Here is a 19,984-nt window from a genome sequence, read left to right as displayed (position 1 = left end):
CGCCGTCAACGTCGTTTTACGTGCCCGACACAGGCGCTCGCCAAGCTGGGCTCAAGGTTGCCGGCAGTGCCGTCGTCCGCCGCTGCCACTCACTTCAACAAGGAGCGACGACCCATGTCCTATGTGAATCCAGCGCAGTTCGTCACGAAGATGATCGACGCCGGGGAGACCAAGGCGTTCATGTCCACCCGTGACACCGTGATCCGCGCCTTTATGGCCGGGGCGATCCTCGCGCTGGCCGCGGCGTTCGCGGTGACCATCACCGTGCAGACCGGCAACGCGCTCGTCGGCGCCCTGCTGTTCCCGGTCGGGTTCTGCCTGCTCTACCTGCTCGGGTTCGATTTGCTCACCGGCGTTTTCACGCTCGTCCCGCTCGCTCTGCTCGACAAGCGGCGGGGAGTGACGGTGCGGTCCCTGCTGCGCAACTGGGGGCTGGTGTTCGTCGGCAACTTCGCCGGTGCGCTCACCGTCGCGTTCATGATGGCGATCATCTTCACCTACGGATTCTCCGTGGATCCCAACGAGGTCGGCCAGAAACTCGGCGAGATCGGCCACAGCCGCACTGTCGGATATGCCGAACACGGCGCCGCCGGCATGCTGACGCTGTTCATCCGCGGCGTGCTGTGCAACTGGATGGTCTCCACCGGTGTCGTGGCGGCGATGATGTCGACGTCGGTGTCGGGCAAGGTGATCGGGATGTGGATGCCGATCATGCTGTTCTTCTACATGGGTTTCGAGCACTCGGTGGTCAACATGTTCCTGTTCCCGTCCGGTCTGATGCTCGGCGGTGACTTCTCGGTGATGGACTACTTCGTGTGGAACGAGATCCCCACGGTGGTCGGAAACCTCGTGGGTGGCCTGGCGTTCGTCGGGTTGACGCTGTACGCCACCCATGCCCGCACCGGCACGGAGTGGAACCGGCCCGTCGAACCGGAGCAGTTCGCCCTGCCGGTGGAGGCGCGCGCGTGACCCGGGACCAGATCACCGCCGAGATCGTGGCCGCTCGGCTGGCCAAACAGCTGACGTGGCAACAACTCGCCGATGCCATCGACCGGCCGGTGGTGTGGACCATCGCCGCGCTGCTCGGCCAACACCCGATCCCGGCCGACAGCGGCAAGATCCTCGTCGACATGCTCGATCTGGACGATGCCGCGATTCCGGTGCTGGCGGCGGTCCCGATGCGCGGCGGCCTGCCCACCGCGGTGCCCACCGACCCGACCATCTACCGCTTCTACGAAGTGCTCCAGGTGTACGGCGGTGCCATCAAGGAACTCATCCACGAGGAGTTCGGCGACGGGATCATGAGCGCCATCAACTTCAGCATCGACGTGCAGCGAAAGGCGCATCCCGCGGGGGACCGCGTGGTGGTCACGCTGGACGGCAAGTTCCTGCCCTACGACTGGACGGCCGCCGAGCAATGACCCACCGCGGGCGTTAGGGACTTTGGTCCATCGGCGCGGGGCCCCATGGCCCCGCGCTCGGGACATCCGCCTCGGCTAACCTGTGCCTCAACCGCACTGGGAGGTGTCGAGAATGTCCTCGCCCACAACACTTCACGGCATCGTCGTCGGTGCCGACGGCTCCGCGGCCGGCAAGGTGGCGGTGGATTGGGCGGCACGCGACGCCGCGGGGCGCGGGGTGCCGCTCACGATCGTCCACGTCATCGCGCCGAAGAACATCCAGATGTGGATCGAGGTGCCCGCGCCCCAGGAGTATCTGCGCTGGCAGGCCGAACGCAGCACGCGCGTGATGGCCGAGGCGACCGCGATCGCCGAGCGTGCCGCCGAGGGCAGGCATCTCACGGTCGTGAAACAGGTCATCCCGGGTGAGGCGAAGGCCACGCTGATCGACATGTCGAAGGACGCCGAGATGGTCGTCGTCGGCAGCCGCGGCCTCGGCGACTGGGGCAGGCGCCTGCTCGGATCCGTCAGCACCGCCGTCGTGCACCATGCGCACTGTCCGGTCGCGGTGATCCACGACGAGGATCCGCTGATGGACCATCCGGACCGGGCGCCCGTCGTGGTCGACGACGACGGCTCCGAGGCCGCCGAGCACGCGATCGCGATCGCGTTCGATGAGGCGTCGCGCCGCGGTGTCGAGCTGGTGGCCGTGCATGCCTGGAACGACGTCGATTACGAGTTCCCCGACATCAAGTGGGTGGATTACACCGACCGCGGTGAGCGCATCATCGCCGAGCGGCTCGCCGGCTACTGCGAGACCTACCCCGATGTCACGGTGCGCAAGGTGCTGGTGCGCGACCGGCCGGCGCACCAGCTGCTGCAGCAGTCCGAAGGCGCGCAGCTGCTCGTCGTCGGCAGCCACGGCCGCGGCGGCTTCGCGGGCATGCTTCTCGGCTCGGTCAGTTCCGAGGTCGTGCAGTCCGCCCGGATGCCGGTGATCGTGGCGCGTCAGCCCTGATCACGGTGCCGCGTCGGCCGCACCTCGACGCAGCATTCCCCGGCGGCCGGTGAGAGCACGGCCTCGACGCCGTCGCCGCCCAACCCGTCGAGCGCACCCGATACGAAGGCGTGATTGAGCCGGCACACCAGCTCCGGCAGGTCGCGTGCCAGCGGGTGGAACGGACAGTTCCGCAGTCGGATGCATCCGCCTCCGTCGCGGTGGGGCTCGAAGCCGTTGCCGGCGAGTACCTCTTCGGCCAGGCGCAGCGTGCGCTCGGCCCCCATGCGCCCCCTTCGCGGGCGGGGGGACGAGGCGGTGGCGGCCACACCGCGCTGGTGAGCGATCTGGACCGCAGCGGCCTGCACCGATGCCTGAGCGCCGCCGTCGGCGAGGACCGCATGCGCCAGGATGTCGGCGAGCAGTTCGGGTCGGCGCGGCGGGATGCTCACCGTGAACTCGGCGTCGGCGGGTGCGTACACCTTCGGCGGTCGGCCAACACGGTCCCCGGCCGGCTGGAGGAAGCGGAACCGCAGCAGGCCCACGTCGACGAGCTTGTCGAGGTGGAATGCGGCGAGCTTGCGCGAGATGCCGACAGCCGACGCCGCTTCGTCACGGCTCACCGGGCGCCGCTCGTGGCGGGCGAAGTCGTAGAGCCGTCGCCGCATGTCGTCACCCAGGGCTGCGACCGCGCGGATCGAGCCGGGGTGCGCGCTTCGGCCGTCGGGGTCCACGTTTTCCACGATATCGCCAACGAAGATGGTCGAAAATGCGCTCTTGACCGGCCGGGCCAATAAGACCAAAATTGATTATCTAAACCCCGGCGATGTGGGGAGGTGGAGGTGAGTACACCACCCGACCAGGCCAAGCGCCCCGTCAGTGCGATGCTGGCCGGACCCTACGGACACCCGTTCCATCCGATCCTGGTCACCGTCCCGATCGGCGCATGGGCGGCCAGCCTGGTCTTCGACATCGCCTCGCACGTCGTCGACGAACCGGCGTTCCTGGCCAGGGGTGCCGAGTGGCTGATCGCGATCGGCGTGCTCGGCGCGCTGGCGGCCGCGACGGTCGGCTTCGTCGACCTGATCGGGATTCCCTCGGGCACCCGCGCGCACCGGATCGGCCTGCTCCACATGGCGCTCAACCTGACCGTCACCGGGCTGTACATCGCCGGCTTCGCCTGGAGACATGCGACCTATCCCCAGGACGCCGCGGTGGGATACGGACAACTGGCGCTGTCGCTGGCCGGCTTCGCGATGCTCGCGATGTCGGGCTATCTGGGCGGGATGCTGTCCTACCGGTACGGCGTGCGCGTCGCCGACGAATCGACGCAGGCGGAGGGGTTCGAGGGGAGTCGAGTAACCGGCACAGGGAGGTAACCATGGGTATCGCGTCACTGATCGCCTGGATCCTGACCGCGGGCGGCGGCGCCTTCATGCTCGCCAAGTGGGTGGGCGGTGGTGGTCACCGCGACCGTACGAGAACCCATCTGCCGCCCGCGGTGGTGTTCGGCCACTTCGCCCTGGCGGCCCTCGGCCTGGTGCTCTGGATCGTCTACGTCGTCACCGACAACCACCCGATCGGCTGGGTCGCGCTGGCGCTTCTGGTGCCGGTCGCGGCGCTCGGCGTCGTCATGGTGCTGCGCTGGTTGCCGGTGTACCGGAGCGGGCGCCAGCCGGTCGGCGGAGGCGCCTCGCCGATTCCGGATGCGCCCGAGCGCTCGTTCCCCGTCGCGGTGGTGCTCGGACACGGTGTACTCGCCGCCGCCACCGTGGTGCTCGGGTTGCTCGCGATCCTCGAGATCGGCGGCTGACGGCCGGGTCAGTACAGCTGCTTGCGCAAGCTGTCCTCGGAGAAGTAGTCGTCGAGTTCGGCCTGCGTCAGATCGGGTGTGAACGCCTTGGCCAGCTGCGCGACGCTCGGGACGGCATCCGGGGTCCACGATTCAGGTTTCCATGCGCCGGAACGCAGAAAAGCCTTGGCGCAGTGGAAGAACACCTCCTCGACGCTGATCTCGAGCGCGAGGATCGGGCGCTTCCCGCTGACCACCATCGCGTCGAAGTAGTCGGCGTCGGCCAACACGCGCGCGCTGCCGTTGACGCGCAACGTGTCACCGCGGCCGGGGATGACGAAAACAGTGCCGACCCGCGGCCGGTCCAGCACGTTGAGGTATCCGTCGACCCGCTTGTTACCGGGTCGCTCGGGGATCGCGATCGTCTGGTCGTCGATGATGTGGACGAAGCCGGCCGGGTCCCCCTTCGGGGACACGTCGAGGTTGCCGGCCGCGTCGGTCGTCGCCACGAAACCGAGGGACGCGGCCCGCAACCACTCCTGCTGTACCGATGACAAGCGCGGCCTCACCTTGTTCGCGACGAAGCTGTTCGGATGGCCGACGATGTCGCGCAGTTCCTCGACGGAGGTGACTTCTCGACGCATGGCGCCATCATGCCCGGCCTTGGACGAAAGATGGGGGCCAGCCGTCAGCCGAATCGCGCGCGCAACGTGGGGCGGTCCACCTTGCCGATGCCCCTGCGCGGCACCTCCTCGACCACATGCACCTCACGCGGGGCGGCCGTCACGTCCAGTTCGCCCGCGACGTGCGCGCGCAACTCCGCCACCGTGGGCGCCGGCCGGCCCGCGGCGACGACGATCGCGGCCACCACCCGCTGGCCCAACCGCTCGTCGGCGACCCCGAACACCGCGCAGTCGGCGACCGCTGGATGGCGGGACAGCACCGCCTCGACCAGCGGGGGCATCACGGTCAGCCCGCCGGTGCTGATCGCGTCGTCCACGCGGCCCAGCACCCGCAACACGCCGCCGTCCAGCGCGCCGACGTCGTCGGTGCGGAACCAGCCCGGCTCGGCGAACGGGTCCGGCCGCACGGGATTGCGATATCCCGTGGCCAGCGTCGGCCCGCCGAGCAGGATGCGGGATCCGTCCAGGCGCACCCGCACCCCGTCCAGCGGCACCCCGTCGTAGACGCAGCCTCCGGCGGTCTCGCTCATGCCGTACGTCCGCACCACGGGAACCCCTGCGGCAGAGGCTTTTTCGGACAGGCCCGCGGGCATCGGCCCGCCGCCGATCAACACCGCGTCGAACGTGGCGAGCGCCGCGGTGGCCGCCGGATCGCGCAGCGCCTTGTCCAGTTGCACGCTCACCAGCGACACGTACCGTGGTCCGGCGCCCATCCCCGCCACCGCCGACACCAGATCCGGTGCCTCGAAGCTCGCCGGCACGGCGACCGGCCGCTCACCGGCGACGACACTGCGCACCAGCACCTGCAGCCCGGCGATGTGATGGGCGGGCAGTGCGAGCAGCCACCGTCCGGGCCCGCCCAGCCGCTCGTGGGCTGCCTCGGCGCTGGCGATCAGTGCCGAGGCGGGGAGCATTGCGCCCTTCGGTCTGCCGGTGGTACCCGACGTCGGCACCACGACCGCGACGTCGTCGCCGATCGGCGCGCCGGCCCGCAGCGCCTCCCGCAGCAGCGCGCCCTGCGCGGCGTCGCCGGCCGGGGTGGGCAGCAGCGCCGGACCGCGGCCGGTCAGCATGTCCTCGACGGCGGGCAGGATCTCGAGCGCCGCAGGGCCGGGCGGGACGGCGAGGGCGCGCAGGACGGCTATGCGTCCTCCCCGGACTGTCGGTCGTCGAGTGGCCAGCTGCGCGCGGCGAGCCGGGCGCGGACCCGGTCGATGTCCGCCTCGGTGGGCATGTCGTCGGTGATCGAGGTGATCATCACCGCGATGTCGAACTGATCGAATTCGCCCCGGTCGACGAGGGTCTGCGCCACGGCCGCGACCTCCTCGTCGGTCAGGCGCCGACGCAACAGCGCGAGCAGCGGCACCCGGTCCGCCCCGGGGACGCCCTCGGGATAGCCGTCGGTGATCCAGGCGACGATTCTGGCGAGGAAGTTGGGCACGTGGGGTCACTTTCCCGGGCGCGCCGAAGACCGGTCGCCCGCAGGCAGTCGATGGTAACTCCGGTCGGTGACGCCCGCCGACGGCCAACGGCGACTGCACGCCGGATGAACACTTGGTGAACACCGCCGGGAACGGGCCATAAGTCCAGGACACACCGGAAATTAGGCCCGCTAGTTTTTGGTTCTGGGAGTCATGGCACAGCAGAATGTGAAGCCGTGAGTTCCGAGCTGATCATCTTGGTGCTGCTCATCGCGACGGCACTGGCTTTCGACTTCACCAACGGGTTCCACGACACCGGGAACGCGATGGCCACGTCGATCGCCACCGGCGCGTTGAAGCCCAAGACGGCGGTGACCCTGGCCGGGGTGCTCAACCTCGTGGGCGCGTTCCTGTCGGTGGAAGTGGCCGTCACCGTGACCACCTCGGTGCTCAAGATCCAGGACAGCAAGACCGGATCGCTGCTCCCGAACATCGACGCGTCCACCGGGCTGACCATCATCTTCGCCGGGCTCGTCGGCGGCATCCTGTGGAACCTGCTGACGTGGCTGTTCGGCATTCCGTCGAGTTCGTCGCACGCGCTGTTCGGCGGGCTGATGGGCGCGGGCCTGGCCGCGATCGGACTGTCGGGGGTGAACTGGTCCGGCGTCACCCAGAAGGTGCTCATCCCCGCGATCGCCGCCCCGCTCATCGCCGGTCTGGTCGCCGGATGCGGCACCTGGCTGGTCTACCGCATCACCCGCAAGGTGGCCCGCAAGCGCCGCGAATCGGGTTTCCGGTGGGGACAGATCGCCACCGCGTCGCTCGTCGCACTGTCGCACGGCACCAACGACGCGCAGAAGACCATGGGCGTCATCGCACTGGCCCTGATCACCACCGGCCACCTGACCGGCGACGTGGCCGAGGACGGTCTGCCCTTCTGGATCATCGCCAGCTGCGCGCTGGCCATCGGCCTGGGCACCTACCTCGGCGGTTGGCGGGTCATCCGCACTCTCGGCAAGGGTCTGGTCGAGATCGAGTCGCCGCAGGGACTGGCCGCCGAGGCGTCGTCGGCCGCGATCATCCTCAGCTCCAGCGCCGCGGGCATGGCGCTGTCCACCACCCACGTCGCCACCGGCTCGATCCTGGGTAGCGGTGTCGGCAAGCCGGGCGCGCACGTCCGCTGGGCCGTCGCCGGCCGGATGGCGGTGGCCTGGCTGGTCACGCTGCCCGCCGCGGGTCTGGTCGGGGCGCTCGCCTTCTGGCTCTCGCACTCGGTGGCCGGGATGACCACCCAGCTGGTGGGCGACGGCCTGATCTTCCTGATCCTGGTGGGCACGTCGTTCGGGCTGTGGTGGCGCGCCCAGCAGCAGAAGGTCGACCACCGCAACGTCAACGCCGACTGGGACGCCGACACCAACTCCGTGGTGCCTGTCGAGCTGCGTGAATCCGCGCCCGGCGCACCGGACCGAGACGTCGCGGCCGTCTGACCGACCGACACCCGAGAACGACTGAAGGACACTGGGAATGGTTCACCTCGAGAGCATCCTGCGGGTGCTGGTCGTCGGCCTGATCCTCGGCGCGGGCCTGCCCGCCCTGTTCGCCTGCGGGCTGGTGGCGTATTCCGCCGGAACCGACGGCGGCGACGGCGACGGCGCCGCCCACGCCCCGAATCCCGCGCTGAAATACCTTGGGGTGGCGCTGTTCACGATCGTCGGGGCGGTGATCCTGGTGGGGTTGCTGTGGATCACCCGGTCCACGATCGAGCATCAGTTCGGCCTCGACCTCTTCCCGTTCGCCAAGTGAGGTACCGGCGATGACAGACAACACCGGCGTCATGGACAAAGTGCTCACCTGGCTGCGCGACGGATACCCGCAGGGCGTCCCGCCGAAGGACTACTTCCCGCTGCTGGCGCTGCTCAAGCGGTCGCTCACCGAGGAGGAGGTCGTCAGGGCCGCGCAGTCGATCCTGCGCTCGACGGACTCCGACACGGTCACCGAGGACGAGATCCGGGCGGCTGTGCACGAGGTGATCTCGAAAGAGCCCAACCCCGAAGAGGTGCACCAGGTCGCCGCGCGGCTGGCCTCGGTCGGCTGGCCGTTGGCCTCACCGGTGCGCTGAGACCGTCAGCCGCGGGTGTCCCGGCGTAACGGATGGTCGTCGGGCACCTGCACGAAGATCAGCGTGACGCCGTCGGGATCGGTCACGTGCATCTCCTGCAGTCCCCACGGCTCCTGCCGTGCCTCCCTGGCGATCTCGACGCCGCGGCCGCGTAATTCGTCCTGGGTGGCGTGGACGTCGCGCACCTGCAGCCACAGTGTGCCGCCGGCGTCGGGGCCGCCGTGGGCGGCCAGTTCGATCAGTGACTGGCCGGCGTAGAACACCGTCCCGCCGCCGTACTCACGCGCGATCGCCAACCCGACCCCGTCGCGGTAGAACCGCAGCGACCGCTCGTAGTCCGCCGGCCGCAGCAGCATCCGGCTCGCGAGGATCTCCATGGGGTCGTGTCTATCACGGTGGTCAGGCGCCCGGCTGGAACTGTTGGCGCTTGACGATCGCGTTGAACCACGTCGGCGCCAGCGAGTCGACGGCCCGCGCGGTGACGGCCATCCGGGGCGCGATCCGCACCGGACGGTGGCGCGCCGCGGCGATCATCCAGTCGGCCGCCTCCTGCGCGCTGAGCCCCGGCACCCGGTCGTAGGCCCGGGTCGGCGCGATCATCGGTGTCTTCACCAGGGGGTAGTACAGCGTGGTCGAGTGCACACCCTTCTCGGCCCACTCGGTCTCGATGACCCGGCTCACCGCCGACAGCGCGGCCTTCGAGGCGACGTACACCCCGAACAGCGGTGAGGCCTCGCTGAACACGCCCCACGTCGCGACGTTGACGATGTGGCCGTGGCCGCGCTCCATCATGCCGGGCGCCAGCCCGCGGATCAGCCGCAGCGGTGAATAGTAGTTGAGCGCCATCGTGCGTTCGACGTCGTGCCAGCGCTCCAGCGAGTCCGCCAGCGGGCGGCGAATCGACTTGCCCGCGTTGTTGATCAAGATGTCGACGCCGCCGAGCCGCTCCTCGACCTCGGCCACCAATTCGTCGACCGCATCGAGGTCGGACAGGTCGCACGCGCGCGCCGTGGCGGCGCCGCCCGCGGTGGTGATCCGCTCGACGAGCGCGTCGAGCAGATCCTGACGGCGGGCCACCGCGACGACCGTGGCTCCGCGGCGGGCGAACTTCTCCGCGGCGGCCTCACCGATACCCGACGAGGCGCCGGTCAGCAGGATCCGCTTACCGGTGAGGTCGACGTCCGCGCGCGGCTGCAGGAACTGCTCGGCCATCGAGGGCCGCATGCTGGTCAGCATCAACGTGTCGGACAGGCGGCGCAGCGGGTTGTTGCTCACCCCGGGAGTCTAGGCCCGACGAGTTTCTCGTGATTTGTGCACGATTCCGCGCGCTCACCGCTCGAAATCGTGCACACATCACCGTCTAGAAGTAGCGCGGGAACGCCGACCAGTCGGGATCGCGCTTCTGCAGGAACGCGTCCCGCCCCTCGACGGCCTCGTCGGTCATATAGGCCAGCCGGGTCGCCTCCCCGGCGAACACCTGCTGACCGACCAGTCCGTCGTCGATGAGGTTGAACGAGAACTTGAGCATCCGCACCGCCTGCGGGGACTTGCCGTTGATCTCGGCGGCCCACTGCAGCGCCTCGGATTCGAGGTCGGCGTGGTCGACGACGGCGTTCACCGCGCCCATCGCGTGCATCTGCTCGGCGTCGTAGGCGCGGCCGAGGAAGAAGATCTCCCTGGCGAACTTCTGGCCGGTCTGACGGGCCAGGTAAGCGCTGCCGAATCCGCCGTCGAAGCTGCCGACGTCGGCGTCGGTCTGCTTGAACCGCGCGTGCTGGCGGCTGGCCAGCGTGAGGTCACAGGTCACGTGCAGGCTGTGCCCGCCTCCGGCCGCCCAGCCGTTGACCAGGCAGATCACCACCTTCGGCATGAACCGGATGAGGCGCTGCACCTCGAGGATGTGCAATCGGCCTGCGCGCGCGGCGTCCACGGTCTCGGCGGTCTCGCCGGCGGCGTACTGGTAGCCGGTGCGGCCGCGGATCCGCTGGTCACCGCCGGAGCAGAACGCCCAGCCGCCGTCCTTTGCCGACGGGCCGTTGCCGGTGAGCAGCACCACGCCCACATCGGGGGACATCCGGGCATGGTCGAGCACCCGGTACAACTCGTCGACGGTGTGCGGGCGGAACGCGTTGCGCACCTCGGGCCGGTCGAACGCCACGCGCACCGTCGGCTGAGGAGTGCCGTCGACGACGTGGCGGTGGTAGGTGATGTCGGTCAGGTCGAAACCGGGCACCGGCTGCCAGACCGACGGGTCGAACGGGTTGTCGCTCATGGCAGGAGAACCTACGTCATCGGGTCGAAGCGGAAGACGGCGCAGCGGCCCGCCAGCGCCTCGAACTCGTCGGGCGTGGCCTCGGTGACCAGTCCGGCGTTCTTCATGAATTCGACCCCGGTGGGTACCAGGGTGGGGAACTGCCGCAGCAGCGGCCGGGCCTCGTCGGCAGGCACCTCCACCATGCGGACCCGCTCGTCGCGGCGGTTCTGCGTCAGGGTCACCTCGGGGTTGGCCCGTGCGTTGCGCACCCAGTCCGCACCCGGAAAGCCGCCCACCACATAACGTTTCCCGTCGACGTACATCGGGGTGATCGGTGTCGGCCGCGGCTTGCCGCTCTTACGGCCGGTCACCGTGAGGACCGTCGGACCCTGCTTGCCGAAGACCGGCAGCCCCAGTTTCGACGAGGCGATCACGACCTTGTTCAACGGTTTGAGCCACCACGGTGGGCGGATGCGTTCCTCCGACATATGCCTCCTAGATCTCGATTCCGACGGCGGACAGCGCATCGCGCAGACCGGTGGGGCGCTCCGTGGTGGGCAGCGGGTCGACGAGGACGAACCGGCAACCGACGGCGCGCGCCCCGCCGTCGGCCTCGTCACTGTCGCCGACCATCACCGCGTCGGCCGGCTCGACGCCCAGCCGGGTCAGCGCGGTGGTGAAGATCTCCGGGGCGGGTTTGGTGACGCCGACCTCGAAGGACAGCACGAACTCGTCGACGTCCCGGTCGGCGCCGATAGCCGCGAACGCCGGCCGGACGTCGAACGCGATGTTGGACACCACTGCGGTCCTGACGCCCTGACGGCGCAGCCCCGCGAGCACGTCGGCGGTGTCGGGGTACGGCGTCCACGACGCCGGGTCGATCACCCGGCGGTAGAGCTGTTCGGCGTGGTGGTCGGCGAGCCCCGACTCGCGCAGCACGTGCAGGTAGGCCTCGCGGTGCAGGTGCGGTGCGAGGTCGCGGTTGACCCACGCGTGGTCGGCCTCGGGGGTCATCTGCACCGACCGCCCGGTCGGCGCGGTCAGGCGGCGCAGCAACTCGGCCTGGACGTGGCCGTCGACCTCCTGGTTGTCGACCTCGATACCGGTGAACCAGCTCTCGTCCTCCTCGAGGCGAAAGAGGGTGCCGGAGTAGTCGAACAACGCCGCTCGGACAGTCATCTCAGCCATGGTGCCACGTCGTCACCGGCGCAGGCGGACCGCTTTGTCGCTCAACACCTCTCGTTCGCGGTCGTTGTCGGCGAGCTCGGCGGCCCGGTCGAATTGCGCGGCGGCCTCGTCGGCGCGGCCCAGGCGGGCCAGCAGTTCGCCGCGCACGCTCGGCAGCAGGTACGAGTCCGCGAGCCCGGAGATGCCGTCGACGATCTGCAGCGCCGCGGCCGGTCCGGAGTCCATCGCGACGGCGACGGCGCGGTTGAGGGCGACGACGGGCGACGGGGCGATCTGCAGCAGGGCGTCGTAGATGGTCACGATGCGCCGCCAGTCGGTCTCGGTGGTCGACGGTGCGGTCGCGTGGCATTCGGCGAGCGCGGCCTGCAGCGAATAGGGACCCCACCCGGTGCCGCGCCGGTCGACCGCCTCGGCCGCGCGGCGCAGCGCGGCGACGCCGCGGCCGATCTGGGCGCGGTCCCACTTCGTGCGGTCCTGGTCCTCGAGCATGATCGGGTGGCCGGCGTCGTCGGTACGTGCGGCGAACCGCGAGGTCTGCAGTTCCATCAGCGCCACCAGGCCGTGCGCCTCGGGCTCGTCGGGTACCAGCGCGGCGAGGATGCGGCCCAGCCGCAGCGCCTCCCGGCACAGTTCGTCGCGGATCCACCGCTGTCCGGAGGACGCCGAGTAACCCTCGTTGTAGATGAGGTAGATGACGCTCAGCACGGCCGAGAGGCGCTGCGGGAACTGCTCGCGGGGCGGCACCTCGAACGGGACATGCGCGTCGGCGAGGGTCTTCTTCGCCCGGACGATGCGTTGCGCCACAGTGGCTTTCGGCGCCAGAAAAGCGCGGGCGATCTCCTCGGTGGTCAGGCCGCCGACGACCCGCAACGTCAGCGCGATCTGGTTCTCCCGCGAGAGCGCCGGGTGGGTCGCGACGAAGATGAGCCGCAGGACGTCGTCGTCGATGTGGTCGGGGTCCCACGCGGGTTCGTCGAGGCGGGTTTCGAGGTCGCGGGCCAGTTCGGTGTACTTGGCGCCGAGATTGTCCTGGCGCCGCCAGTGGTCGATCGCCTTGCGCTTGGCGACGGTGGTCAGCCAGGCGCCGGGGTTGTTCGGCACCCCGGTCGACGGCCACTGGGTGAGCGCGTCGACGAGGGCGTCGGCGGCGACGTCCTCGGCCAGGCCGACATCGCCGACGGCGCGGGTCAGCGTGGCGACGATCTTGGCGGCTTCCATCCGCCACACCGCGTCGACGGTCTGCTGGATGTCGGAGCCCACGGCGCCCATTCTGCCGAGCAGACACAGAATCGCGTGTTCTGCGGCCTGTCAGCGCGATTCTGTGACTGCTCGCGGTGAGAAATCAGCCGACGGCGCGCCCCGCGCCCTGCCAGAACTGCGCCCGCACCGCCTTCTTGTCCGGCTTGCCCAGCGCGGTGATCGGCACCGACTCGGCGACGACCACCTGTTTGGGCACGTGCACCGAACCCTTGCGCTCCTTGACCGACGCCTGGATCTCGGCGGTCATGGTCTCCACCGCCGACTCGGAACTGTCGGCGTCGGGCCGCAGCACCACCACGGCCGTCACCGCCTCACCCCACTTCTCGTCCGGGGTGCCGATCACGCACACCTGGGCGATCGAAGGATGTTCGGCCACAACGTCTTCCACCTCACGCGGAAACACGTTGAACCCACCGGTGACGATCATGTCCTTGGTGCGGTCGACGATGAAGTAGAAACCGTCCTCGTCCTCCCGGGCCAGGTCGCCGGTGTGCATCCAGCCGTCCCGGAACGTCTCCGCGGTCGCGTCGGGCAGGTTCCAGTAGCCGCCCGACAGCAGCGGACCCGATACGCAGATCTCGCCGACCTCGCCCTGCGGCACGGGCTTCCCGTCCTCGCCGAGCAGCGCGACGCGTGCGAACAGCGTCGGCCGCCCGCACGAGGTCAGCCGCTTGTCGTCGTGTTCGTTCTTCGACAGGTAGGTGATCACCATCGGCGCCTCGGACTGTCCGTAGTACTGCGCGAAGATCGGGCCGAACCGCCGGATCGCCTCCTTGAGGCGGACCGGGTTCATCGCCGAGGCGCCGTAGTACACGGTCTCCAGCGACGACAGGTCGCGGGTGTGCGAATCGGGGTGGTCCATCAGCGCGTAGATCATCGACGGGACGAGCATCGTCGCGGTGATCTTCTGCTCCTCGATGACGCGCAGCACCTCGGCCGGGTCGAACTTCGTCAGCACGATCAGCTCGCCGCCCTTGACGATCACCGGGGTGAAGAACGCCGCGCCGGCGTGCGAGAGCGGTGTGCACATCAGGAACCGCGGATTCTCCGGCCACTCCCACTCGGCCAGCTGCACGGTCGTCATCGTCGTGATCGACTGCGTCGTGCCGATGACGCCCTTGGGCTTTCCGGTGGTGCCGCCGGTGTAGGTCAGTCCGCCGATGTGGTCGGGCGGCAGATCCGCGGCGACCAGCGGCTTGGCCGGATACTTGGCCGCCTCCGCGCTCAGGTCGACCGCGACCTCGGAGAGCGCCTCGGGAACCGGGCCGATCGTGAGGATCTGCTCGAGCGACGACACCTTCTCCAGCAGGCCCAGCGCGCGTTCGACGAACATCGGGTTGGGGTCGATGATCAGCGACGTCACCCCGGCGTCGGACAGCACGTAGGCGTGATCGTCCAGGGAGCCCAGAGGGTGTAGTGCGGTGCGGCGATAGCCCTGCGTCTGGCCGGCGCCGATGATCATCAGCACCTCGGGCCGGTTGAGCGACAGCAGGCCGACGGCCGCGCCGGTACCCGCACCGAGCGCCTCGAACGCCTGGATGTACTGGCTGATGCGGTCGGCGAGTTCGCCGCCGGTCATCGTGGTGTCGCCGAGGAACAGCACCGGCTTGTCCTTGTGGCGCTTCAACGCGCCCACGGTGAGGTGTCCGGAGTGCAGGAAATGGCGGAGCTGCGCGTCTGACGAGCGCTCGCGCGAGGAAGCATCAGCCTGAGTCATGGGCATCAGACTAGAACGTGTTCCAGATTTCTAGCCAGACCCCATTGATTCGGCTTGACTCGAGCCATGGGGGACGACCTTCGGATGACGATCCTGCGCCTGGCACGCGAGCGCGGGCCGGCCAAGACCATCTGTCCGTCGGACGCCGCACGCGCGGTCGGCGGAGACGGCTGGCGCGAGCTCATGGAGGAGGCGCGCGAGACCGCCCGCGAGCTGGCCAGGGCCGGAGACGTCGAGATCACCCAGAAGGGTGAGGTGCTCGACCCGGACGCGGCCTGGCGCGGACCCATCCGGATCCGCGCCAGGGACGACTCCTAGCCCAGCTTGTCGGCGTCGGCCCGGGCCTGCGCCGCGACCTTCTCGGCGAGTTCGGCCTTCCACCGGATCTCCTTCTGCACCCACGGGTTGTCCTGCGGGAACTCCTCGGTCTCCGACACGCGCCGCACCTCGAGCTTCACGCCGGGCCCCAACGGCACCTTCTTCGCCCATTGCTTGGCCTCCTCCTTCGAGGACACGTCGAGGATCCAGAACCCGTTGAACAGCTCTTTCGCCTCGGTGTACGGGCCGTCGGTCACCACCGGAGGGTCGGAGTTGAAGTCGACGACGAAGCCGTCCTCGGGGCCGGTGAGGCCTTCGCCGCCCAGCAGTACGCCGGCCTTGATGAGTTCCTCGTTGAACCGGCCCATCGATTCGAGGATCTGGTCGAAGTCGATGTCCTGCTCGGTCATGGCCATCTCGGCCTCCGGTCCGACCCGCATGATCAGCATGTAACGCGCCATTGGTGTGTCTCCTTCTCGAGTGGATGAAGGGGCGTGTTCGTCTCTGTACCAGGGTGCCCCTCGCACATACGTCGAACGGCGTGACCGTGAATCGACACGGACGCAGAAATTTACCCGGAGTTTTTTCGTCGCTCCCGAGTACTCGCAGGTCATCCCGCTAACATGCGGCAATGTCGATCGCCGACCTCGTCCTGACCGGCACCGTGCTCACCGTCAACGACGCACAACCCACCGCCGAGGCACTCGCGGTCGCCGACGGCCGCATCGTCGCGGTCGGCTCCCGCTCCGAGGTGAAGGCCTGGATCGGGTCCGGCACCGAGTTGGTCGATGTCGGGACGGGCTGCGTACTGCCCGGTCTGGTGGAGGCGCACGGGCATCCGCTGATGGAGGCCATAGCCCTGTCCGAGCGGATGGTCGACATCCGTCCGGTCACCATGACCTCCGCCGACCAGGTCGTCGCCGCAATTCGCAGCGAGGTCGCGCGGCGGGGCCGGCAGGGTGCCTACCTCAACGGGTGGGATCCGCTGTTGCAGAACGGCCTTCCGGATCCGACGCTGGCGTGGCTCGACGACATCGCGCCGGACAGTCCGCTGGTGATCCTGCACAACTCCGGCCACAAGGCGTTCTTCAACAGCGTCGCGGCCACACGGGCCGGGCTCCACCGCGACATCCCGGATCCGAAGGGCGCGCGCTTCGGCCGCGACGCCGCCGGCGAGCTCGACGGCACCGCCGAGGAGACGGCGGCGGTGTTCCCGCTGCTCGCCGGTGTGGTCTCGCCCAGCGACTATCCGTCGATGCTGGTGGCCGAGTGCGCGCGGTTGAACCGTGCGGGCCTCACCACGTGTTCGGACATGGCGTTCGACCCCGTGTTCCGGCCCATGCTCACCGCGCTGCGTGACGAGCTCACGATCCGGCTGCGCTCGTACGAGATCTCCAATCCGCAGATGACCAGTGACGCGCGGCCGGGCGACGGCGACGATCTGGTGCGCCAGGTGGGGATCAAGATCTGGGTCGACGGTTCGCCGTGGATCGGCAACGTCGACCTGACCTTCCCCTACCTCGACACCGCGGCCACCCGGACCATCGGGGTGGTGCCGGGCTCGTGCGGTCACGCCAACTACACCCGCGAGCAGCTGCGCGAGATCGTCGGCGCCTACTTCCCGCTGGGGTGGCAGATGGCGTGTCACGTCCACGGCGACGCCGGGGTGGACACGATCCTCGACGTGTACGAGGAGGTGCTCGAATCCCACCCGCGGCCCGATCACCGTCTGCGCCTCGAACACGTCGGGGCCATCACCGACGAGCAGCTGAAGCGTGCGCACGCACTCGGCGTCACCTGCAGCATCTTCGTCGACCAGATCCACTACTGGGGCGACGTCATCGTGGACGGGTTGTTCGGCCCCGAACGCGGCAGTCGGTGGATGCCCTGCGGATCGGCGGTCGCGACCGGGATGCGGATCTCATTGCACAACGACCCACCGGTCACCCCGGAGGAACCGCTGCGCAACATCAGCGTCGCGGTGACGCGAACGGCGCCCAGCGGGCGGGTCCTTGCGCCGGAGGAGCGGCTGACCGTCGACCAGGCGATCCGCGCCCAGACCCTCGACGCCGCGTGGCAGCTGTTCGCCGACGACGTGATCGGATCCATCGAGGTGGGCAAGTACGGCGATCTGGTGGTTCTGTCGGCCGATCCGCGCAGCGTGCCGCCTGAGGACATCGCCGGCCTGGACGTCGTGGCCACCTACCTTGCGGGGCGCTGCGTTTACGCCAAACAACTCTGACAACTGCCGTTGTCATGGCAGGCTCGTCGTATGCCCGCGCTGCCTGACCCCCGTTTCCTCGATGACCGGCTGAGCCACTGGGCGCACGCCACACCCGACGGCGAGGCCGTCGTCTACCTCGACCGGACCTGGACGTGGGCTCAGTTCGACGACCGGGTCCGCCGGCTCGCCGGTGCGCTCAGCGGGTTCGGCGTCGGCCACGGTGACGCGGTCGCCTTCCTCGACAAGAACCACCCGGCGTGTGTCGAGTCGACGTTCGCCGCGGCGTCCCTCGGCGCCGCCAACGCCGTCGTCAACTTCCGGCTCGCCGGCGACGAACTCGACTACGTCCTCAACGACAGCGGAGCCACGGTGCTGATCGTGGGCCGCGAGCTGCGCCCCACGATCGACAGGATCCGCGACCGGCTCACCCACGTCGAGCACGTCATCGAGGTGACGCCCGACGGTGCCGACGGCGACGAGTACGAGGCGCTGCTCGCCGGGGCCACGCCGGCTGGACGCGCCGAGGACGTCTCACCCGACGACACCTGCGTGATCATGTATTCGTCGGGCACCACGGGGCGGCCCAAGGGTGTCGAGCTGACCCAGGCCAATCTCATCGCGCACACGGTCAACGCCCACGACGGGTGGGGCTTCGACGAGGGCGACAAGAACATGGTGTCGATGCCGCTGTTCCACGTCGGCGGCCAGTCGTACGTGCAGTTCGGGATCCACGACGGTGTTCCCAGCGTGATGACGCGCGAGGTGGACGGGGCCTCGCTCGCGGGCGCCATCCTCGCCGGAGCCAACCGCACGTTCCTGGTGCCGGCCGTGCTCGCGAAGGTGCTCGACACGGGCCCGGACGCGGTGAAGTTGTTCGGGGCGTTGAAGACCTTCTGCTACGGCGCGTCGCCGATGCCGCTCCCGCTGCTGCGACAGGCCCTGGAGGCCTGGCCCGACACCGATTTCATCCAGGTGTACGGGTTGACGGAGGTGTGCGGGGTGATCAGCCATCTGATGCCCGAGGCGCACCGCGACACCGAGCATCCGGAGCGGCTGGTCAGCGCGGGTCAGCTCATCCCCAACGCCGAGTTGCGGGTCGTCGACCCCGACACCGGCGAGGAGGTGCAGACCGACCGACAGGGCGAACTGTGGTTCCGCACACCGCAATTGATGAAGGGTTACCACAACAGACCCGAGGCGACGGCCGAGGCCGTCACTCCCGACGGCTGGTTCCGCACCGGCGACGTCGGCCGCATCGACCCCGACGGATTCATCTTCGTCGAGGACCGGCTCAAGGACATGATCATCTCGGGCGGCGAGAACGTCTACTCGATCGAGGTGGAGCGGGTGCTGGCCGAACATCCCGCGGTGACCGAAGTCGCCGTGATCGGCGTGCCGGACGAGAAGTGGGGCGAGGCTGTCAAAGCCGTTGTTGCAGTGGGTGACTCGGCGTCCGAAGAAGAGCTGACCGAATGGTGCCGCGAGCGGCTCGCTCGCTACAAGTGCCCCCGCAGCATCGACATCGTCGACGAACTGCCGCGCAACCCGACCGGCAAGATCCTCAAGAAGGATCTGCGCAAGCCGTTCTGGGAGGGCCGGGACCGGACCACGGTGTGAGGTCGGCGACACTGACGGGGTGAACCCCGCGCTCGACGACCTTCTGGACCGCCTGCACGTCGTATCCCTGCCGATGCGGGTGCGGTTCCGCGGCATCACGGTCCGCGAACTGGCGCTGATCGACGGCCCGGCCGGGTGGGGGGAGTTCGGGCCGTTCCTCGAATACGGACCGTCGGAGGCGTCGACGTGGCTGGCGTCGGCGATCGAGGCGGCCTACTCGGCCCCGCCCACCGCGCGGCGCGACCGCATCCCGATCAACGCGACGGTGCCCGCGGTGAGCGCCGGGCAGGTGCCCGAGGTGCTGGCGCGGTTCCCCGGGGCGCGGACGGCCAAGGTCAAGGTCGCCGAACCGGGGCAGACGCTGGCCGACGACGTCGCCCGGGTGAACGCCGTGCGGGCGACGGTGCCGACCGTGCGGGTGGACGCCAACGGCGGCTGGACCGTCGAGGAGGCGGTGACCGCCGCGGCGGCGCTGGCGGCCGACGGACCGCTGGAGTACCTCGAACAGCCGTGCCGGACGGTGCCGGAACTCGCCGAATTGCGCTCGCGCATCGACATCCCGATCGCCGCCGACGAGAGCATCCGCAAAGCCGACGATCCGCTGCAGGTGGTCCGGGCCCACGCCGCCGACGTCGCGGTGGTCAAGGTCGCCCCGCTGGGCGGGGTGCGTCCACTGCTGGACATCGCGACGCAGATCGACATCCCGGTCGTGGTGTCCAGTGCGCTGGATTCGGCGGTCGGCATCTCGGGCGGACTGTACGCGGCGGCGGCGCTGCCGCGGTTGGACCATGCGTGCGGGTTGGGCACCGGTGGGCTGTTCGTCGAGGACGTCGCGGCGCCGCTCGTTCCGGTGGACGGTCACCTGGCGGTGACGGCCGTGGCGCCGGACCCGGACCGCCTCACCGCGTTGGCCGCGGCGCCGGAGCGGCGTCAGTGGTGGATCCACCGCGTTGCTGAGTGTTTGCAAGTGCTAGAGGGCTGATCAACGCCTCTA

24 protein-coding genes are annotated in these 19,984 nt (G+C 69.3%); 12 read left to right on the top strand and 12 right to left on the bottom strand.

Annotated elements, in window-relative coordinates; genetic code table 11:
- Positions 1 to 114 precede the first annotated feature (114 nt).
- From AU196_RS13765 to AU196_RS13755, 3 genes are all read left to right on the top strand, one after another.
- Positions 115 to 969, top strand: a complete 855-nt coding sequence (locus tag AU196_RS13765) for a formate/nitrite transporter family protein (protein ID WP_059095635.1) — start codon at positions 115 to 117, stop codon at positions 967 to 969.
- Positions 966 to 1,421 (top strand): cyanase, encoded by a 456-nt coding sequence (gene cynS / locus AU196_RS13760; protein ID WP_059095634.1) that lies wholly within the window; start codon positions 966 to 968, stop codon positions 1,419 to 1,421. The genes AU196_RS13765 and cynS overlap by 4 nt, the downstream gene beginning before the upstream one ends.
- 112 nt (positions 1,422 to 1,533) lie before the next feature.
- Positions 1,534 to 2,418 (top strand): universal stress protein, encoded by an 885-nt coding sequence (locus AU196_RS13755; RefSeq protein ID WP_059095633.1) that lies wholly within the window; start codon positions 1,534 to 1,536, stop codon positions 2,416 to 2,418.
- Here AU196_RS13755 and AU196_RS13750 read toward each other — a convergent pair.
- Entirely contained in the window at positions 2,409 to 3,131 is a 723-nt protein-coding gene (locus tag AU196_RS13750; protein WP_059095632.1) for a helix-turn-helix transcriptional regulator, read from the bottom strand. The genes AU196_RS13755 and AU196_RS13750 overlap by 10 nt on opposite strands.
- A 108-nt stretch (positions 3,132 to 3,239) precedes the next feature.
- Between AU196_RS13750 and AU196_RS13745 the strand changes: the two genes are divergently transcribed.
- Complete coding sequence (locus AU196_RS13745; protein ID WP_231737566.1) at positions 3,240 to 3,776, top strand: DUF2231 domain-containing protein; 537 nt, start codon at positions 3,240 to 3,242, stop codon at positions 3,774 to 3,776.
- Between the two features lie 2 nt (positions 3,777 to 3,778).
- On the top strand, positions 3,779 to 4,210 hold the full coding sequence (locus AU196_RS13740; RefSeq protein ID WP_059095631.1) for a hypothetical protein: 432 nt from the start codon (positions 3,779 to 3,781) through the stop codon (positions 4,208 to 4,210).
- 8 nt (positions 4,211 to 4,218) lie between these two features.
- Here AU196_RS13740 and AU196_RS13735 read toward each other — a convergent pair whose 3' ends face one another.
- The 3 genes from AU196_RS13735 to AU196_RS13725 all read right to left on the bottom strand — a co-directional run bounded on the left by AU196_RS13735 (position 4,219) and on the right by AU196_RS13725 (position 6,313).
- On the bottom strand, positions 4,219 to 4,833 hold the full coding sequence (locus AU196_RS13735; protein WP_059095630.1) for an MSMEG_1061 family FMN-dependent PPOX-type flavoprotein: 615 nt from the start codon (positions 4,831 to 4,833) through the stop codon (positions 4,219 to 4,221).
- Positions 4,834 to 4,877: 44 nt separating this feature from the next.
- A complete protein-coding gene (gene menE, locus AU196_RS13730; RefSeq protein ID WP_059095629.1) occupies positions 4,878 to 5,945 on the bottom strand; it encodes an o-succinylbenzoate--CoA ligase in 1,068 nt (355 codons plus the stop codon).
- 68 nt (positions 5,946 to 6,013) lie between these two features.
- Positions 6,014 to 6,313 carry a DUF3349 domain-containing protein gene (locus AU196_RS13725; protein WP_059095628.1) on the bottom strand — a complete coding sequence of 100 codons (300 nt, stop codon included), beginning with the start codon at positions 6,311 to 6,313 and terminating at the stop codon, positions 6,014 to 6,016.
- A gap of 216 nt (positions 6,314 to 6,529) precedes the next feature.
- Here AU196_RS13725 and AU196_RS13720 point away from each other — a divergent pair, with 216 nt between their 5' ends.
- From AU196_RS13720 to AU196_RS13710, 3 genes are read left to right on the top strand one after another with little or no spacing between them, the layout of a single operon-like run.
- The gene (locus AU196_RS13720; RefSeq protein ID WP_059095627.1) at positions 6,530 to 7,780 is read left to right on the top strand and encodes an inorganic phosphate transporter; all 1,251 of its coding nucleotides are present in this window, start codon (positions 6,530 to 6,532) and stop codon (positions 7,778 to 7,780) included.
- Positions 7,781 to 7,817: 37 nt separating this feature from the next.
- On the top strand, positions 7,818 to 8,096 hold the full coding sequence (locus AU196_RS13715) for a hypothetical protein (RefSeq protein ID WP_059095626.1): 279 nt from the start codon (positions 7,818 to 7,820) through the stop codon (positions 8,094 to 8,096).
- A 10-nt stretch (positions 8,097 to 8,106) separates the two neighbouring features.
- Complete coding sequence (locus tag AU196_RS13710) at positions 8,107 to 8,412, top strand: DUF3349 domain-containing protein (protein WP_059095625.1); 306 nt, start codon at positions 8,107 to 8,109, stop codon at positions 8,410 to 8,412.
- A gap of 5 nt (positions 8,413 to 8,417) precedes the next feature.
- Here the strand turns inward: AU196_RS13710 and AU196_RS13705 are convergent, their stop codons facing one another.
- From AU196_RS13705 to fadD8, 7 genes are all read right to left on the bottom strand, one after another.
- Positions 8,418 to 8,789, bottom strand: a complete 372-nt coding sequence (locus AU196_RS13705; protein ID WP_059095624.1) for a VOC family protein — start codon at positions 8,787 to 8,789, stop codon at positions 8,418 to 8,420.
- A gap of 22 nt (positions 8,790 to 8,811) precedes the next feature.
- On the bottom strand, positions 8,812 to 9,687 hold the full coding sequence (locus AU196_RS13700) for an SDR family oxidoreductase (protein WP_059095623.1): 876 nt from the start codon (positions 9,685 to 9,687) through the stop codon (positions 8,812 to 8,814).
- A gap of 85 nt (positions 9,688 to 9,772) precedes the next feature.
- Positions 9,773 to 10,684: a 1,4-dihydroxy-2-naphthoyl-CoA synthase gene (locus AU196_RS13695; RefSeq protein ID WP_059095622.1), complete on the bottom strand. Its 912-nt coding sequence runs from the start codon at positions 10,682 to 10,684 to the stop codon at positions 9,773 to 9,775.
- A gap of 11 nt (positions 10,685 to 10,695) precedes the next feature.
- Positions 10,696 to 11,154 (bottom strand): nitroreductase family deazaflavin-dependent oxidoreductase, encoded by a 459-nt coding sequence (locus tag AU196_RS13690; protein WP_059095621.1) that lies wholly within the window; start codon positions 11,152 to 11,154, stop codon positions 10,696 to 10,698.
- A 7-nt stretch (positions 11,155 to 11,161) separates the two neighbouring features.
- Positions 11,162 to 11,854, bottom strand: coding sequence for an HAD family hydrolase (locus tag AU196_RS13685; RefSeq protein WP_059095620.1), 693 nt, complete (start codon positions 11,852 to 11,854; stop codon positions 11,162 to 11,164).
- A gap of 12 nt (positions 11,855 to 11,866) precedes the next feature.
- A complete protein-coding gene (locus AU196_RS13680) occupies positions 11,867 to 13,123 on the bottom strand; it encodes an RNA polymerase sigma factor (protein ID WP_197415786.1) in 1,257 nt (418 codons plus the stop codon).
- A gap of 73 nt (positions 13,124 to 13,196) precedes the next feature.
- Positions 13,197 to 14,837, bottom strand: coding sequence for a fatty-acid--CoA ligase FadD8 (gene fadD8, locus AU196_RS13675; RefSeq protein WP_502687258.1), 1,641 nt, complete (start codon positions 14,835 to 14,837; stop codon positions 13,197 to 13,199).
- Positions 14,838 to 14,897: 60 nt separating this feature from the next.
- Between fadD8 and AU196_RS13670 the strand changes: the two genes are divergently transcribed.
- Complete coding sequence (locus tag AU196_RS13670) at positions 14,898 to 15,149, top strand: DUF3253 domain-containing protein (protein ID WP_059095618.1); 252 nt, start codon at positions 14,898 to 14,900, stop codon at positions 15,147 to 15,149.
- Here AU196_RS13670 and AU196_RS13665 read toward each other — a convergent pair.
- A complete protein-coding gene (locus AU196_RS13665) occupies positions 15,146 to 15,610 on the bottom strand; it encodes a YciI family protein (RefSeq protein ID WP_059095617.1) in 465 nt (154 codons plus the stop codon). The two genes, AU196_RS13670 and AU196_RS13665, sit on opposite strands and share 4 nt — an antisense overlap.
- A 170-nt stretch (positions 15,611 to 15,780) precedes the next feature.
- Here AU196_RS13665 and AU196_RS13660 point away from each other — a divergent pair, with 170 nt between their 5' ends.
- The 3 genes from AU196_RS13660 to AU196_RS13650 are packed head-to-tail and all read left to right on the top strand — an operon-like array spanning position 15,781 to position 19,972.
- Positions 15,781 to 17,391, top strand: a complete 1,611-nt coding sequence (locus AU196_RS13660; protein WP_059095616.1) for an amidohydrolase — start codon at positions 15,781 to 15,783, stop codon at positions 17,389 to 17,391.
- A 30-nt stretch (positions 17,392 to 17,421) separates the two neighbouring features.
- Positions 17,422 to 18,990 carry a long-chain-fatty-acid--CoA ligase gene (locus tag AU196_RS13655; RefSeq protein ID WP_059095615.1) on the top strand — a complete coding sequence of 523 codons (1,569 nt, stop codon included), beginning with the start codon at positions 17,422 to 17,424 and terminating at the stop codon, positions 18,988 to 18,990.
- A gap of 19 nt (positions 18,991 to 19,009) precedes the next feature.
- Complete coding sequence (locus tag AU196_RS13650) at positions 19,010 to 19,972, top strand: o-succinylbenzoate synthase (RefSeq protein ID WP_059095614.1); 963 nt, start codon at positions 19,010 to 19,012, stop codon at positions 19,970 to 19,972.
- Positions 19,973 to 19,984 lie beyond the last annotated feature (12 nt).

It is taken from the genome of Mycobacterium sp. IS-1742, from assembly GCF_001500125.1.
In the GTDB taxonomy this organism is placed as follows: Bacteria; Actinomycetota; Actinomycetes; order Mycobacteriales; family Mycobacteriaceae; genus Mycobacterium.
Note: the sequence above shows the minus strand (reverse complement) of the source record. Positions and strands in the feature narration are given on the sequence as shown.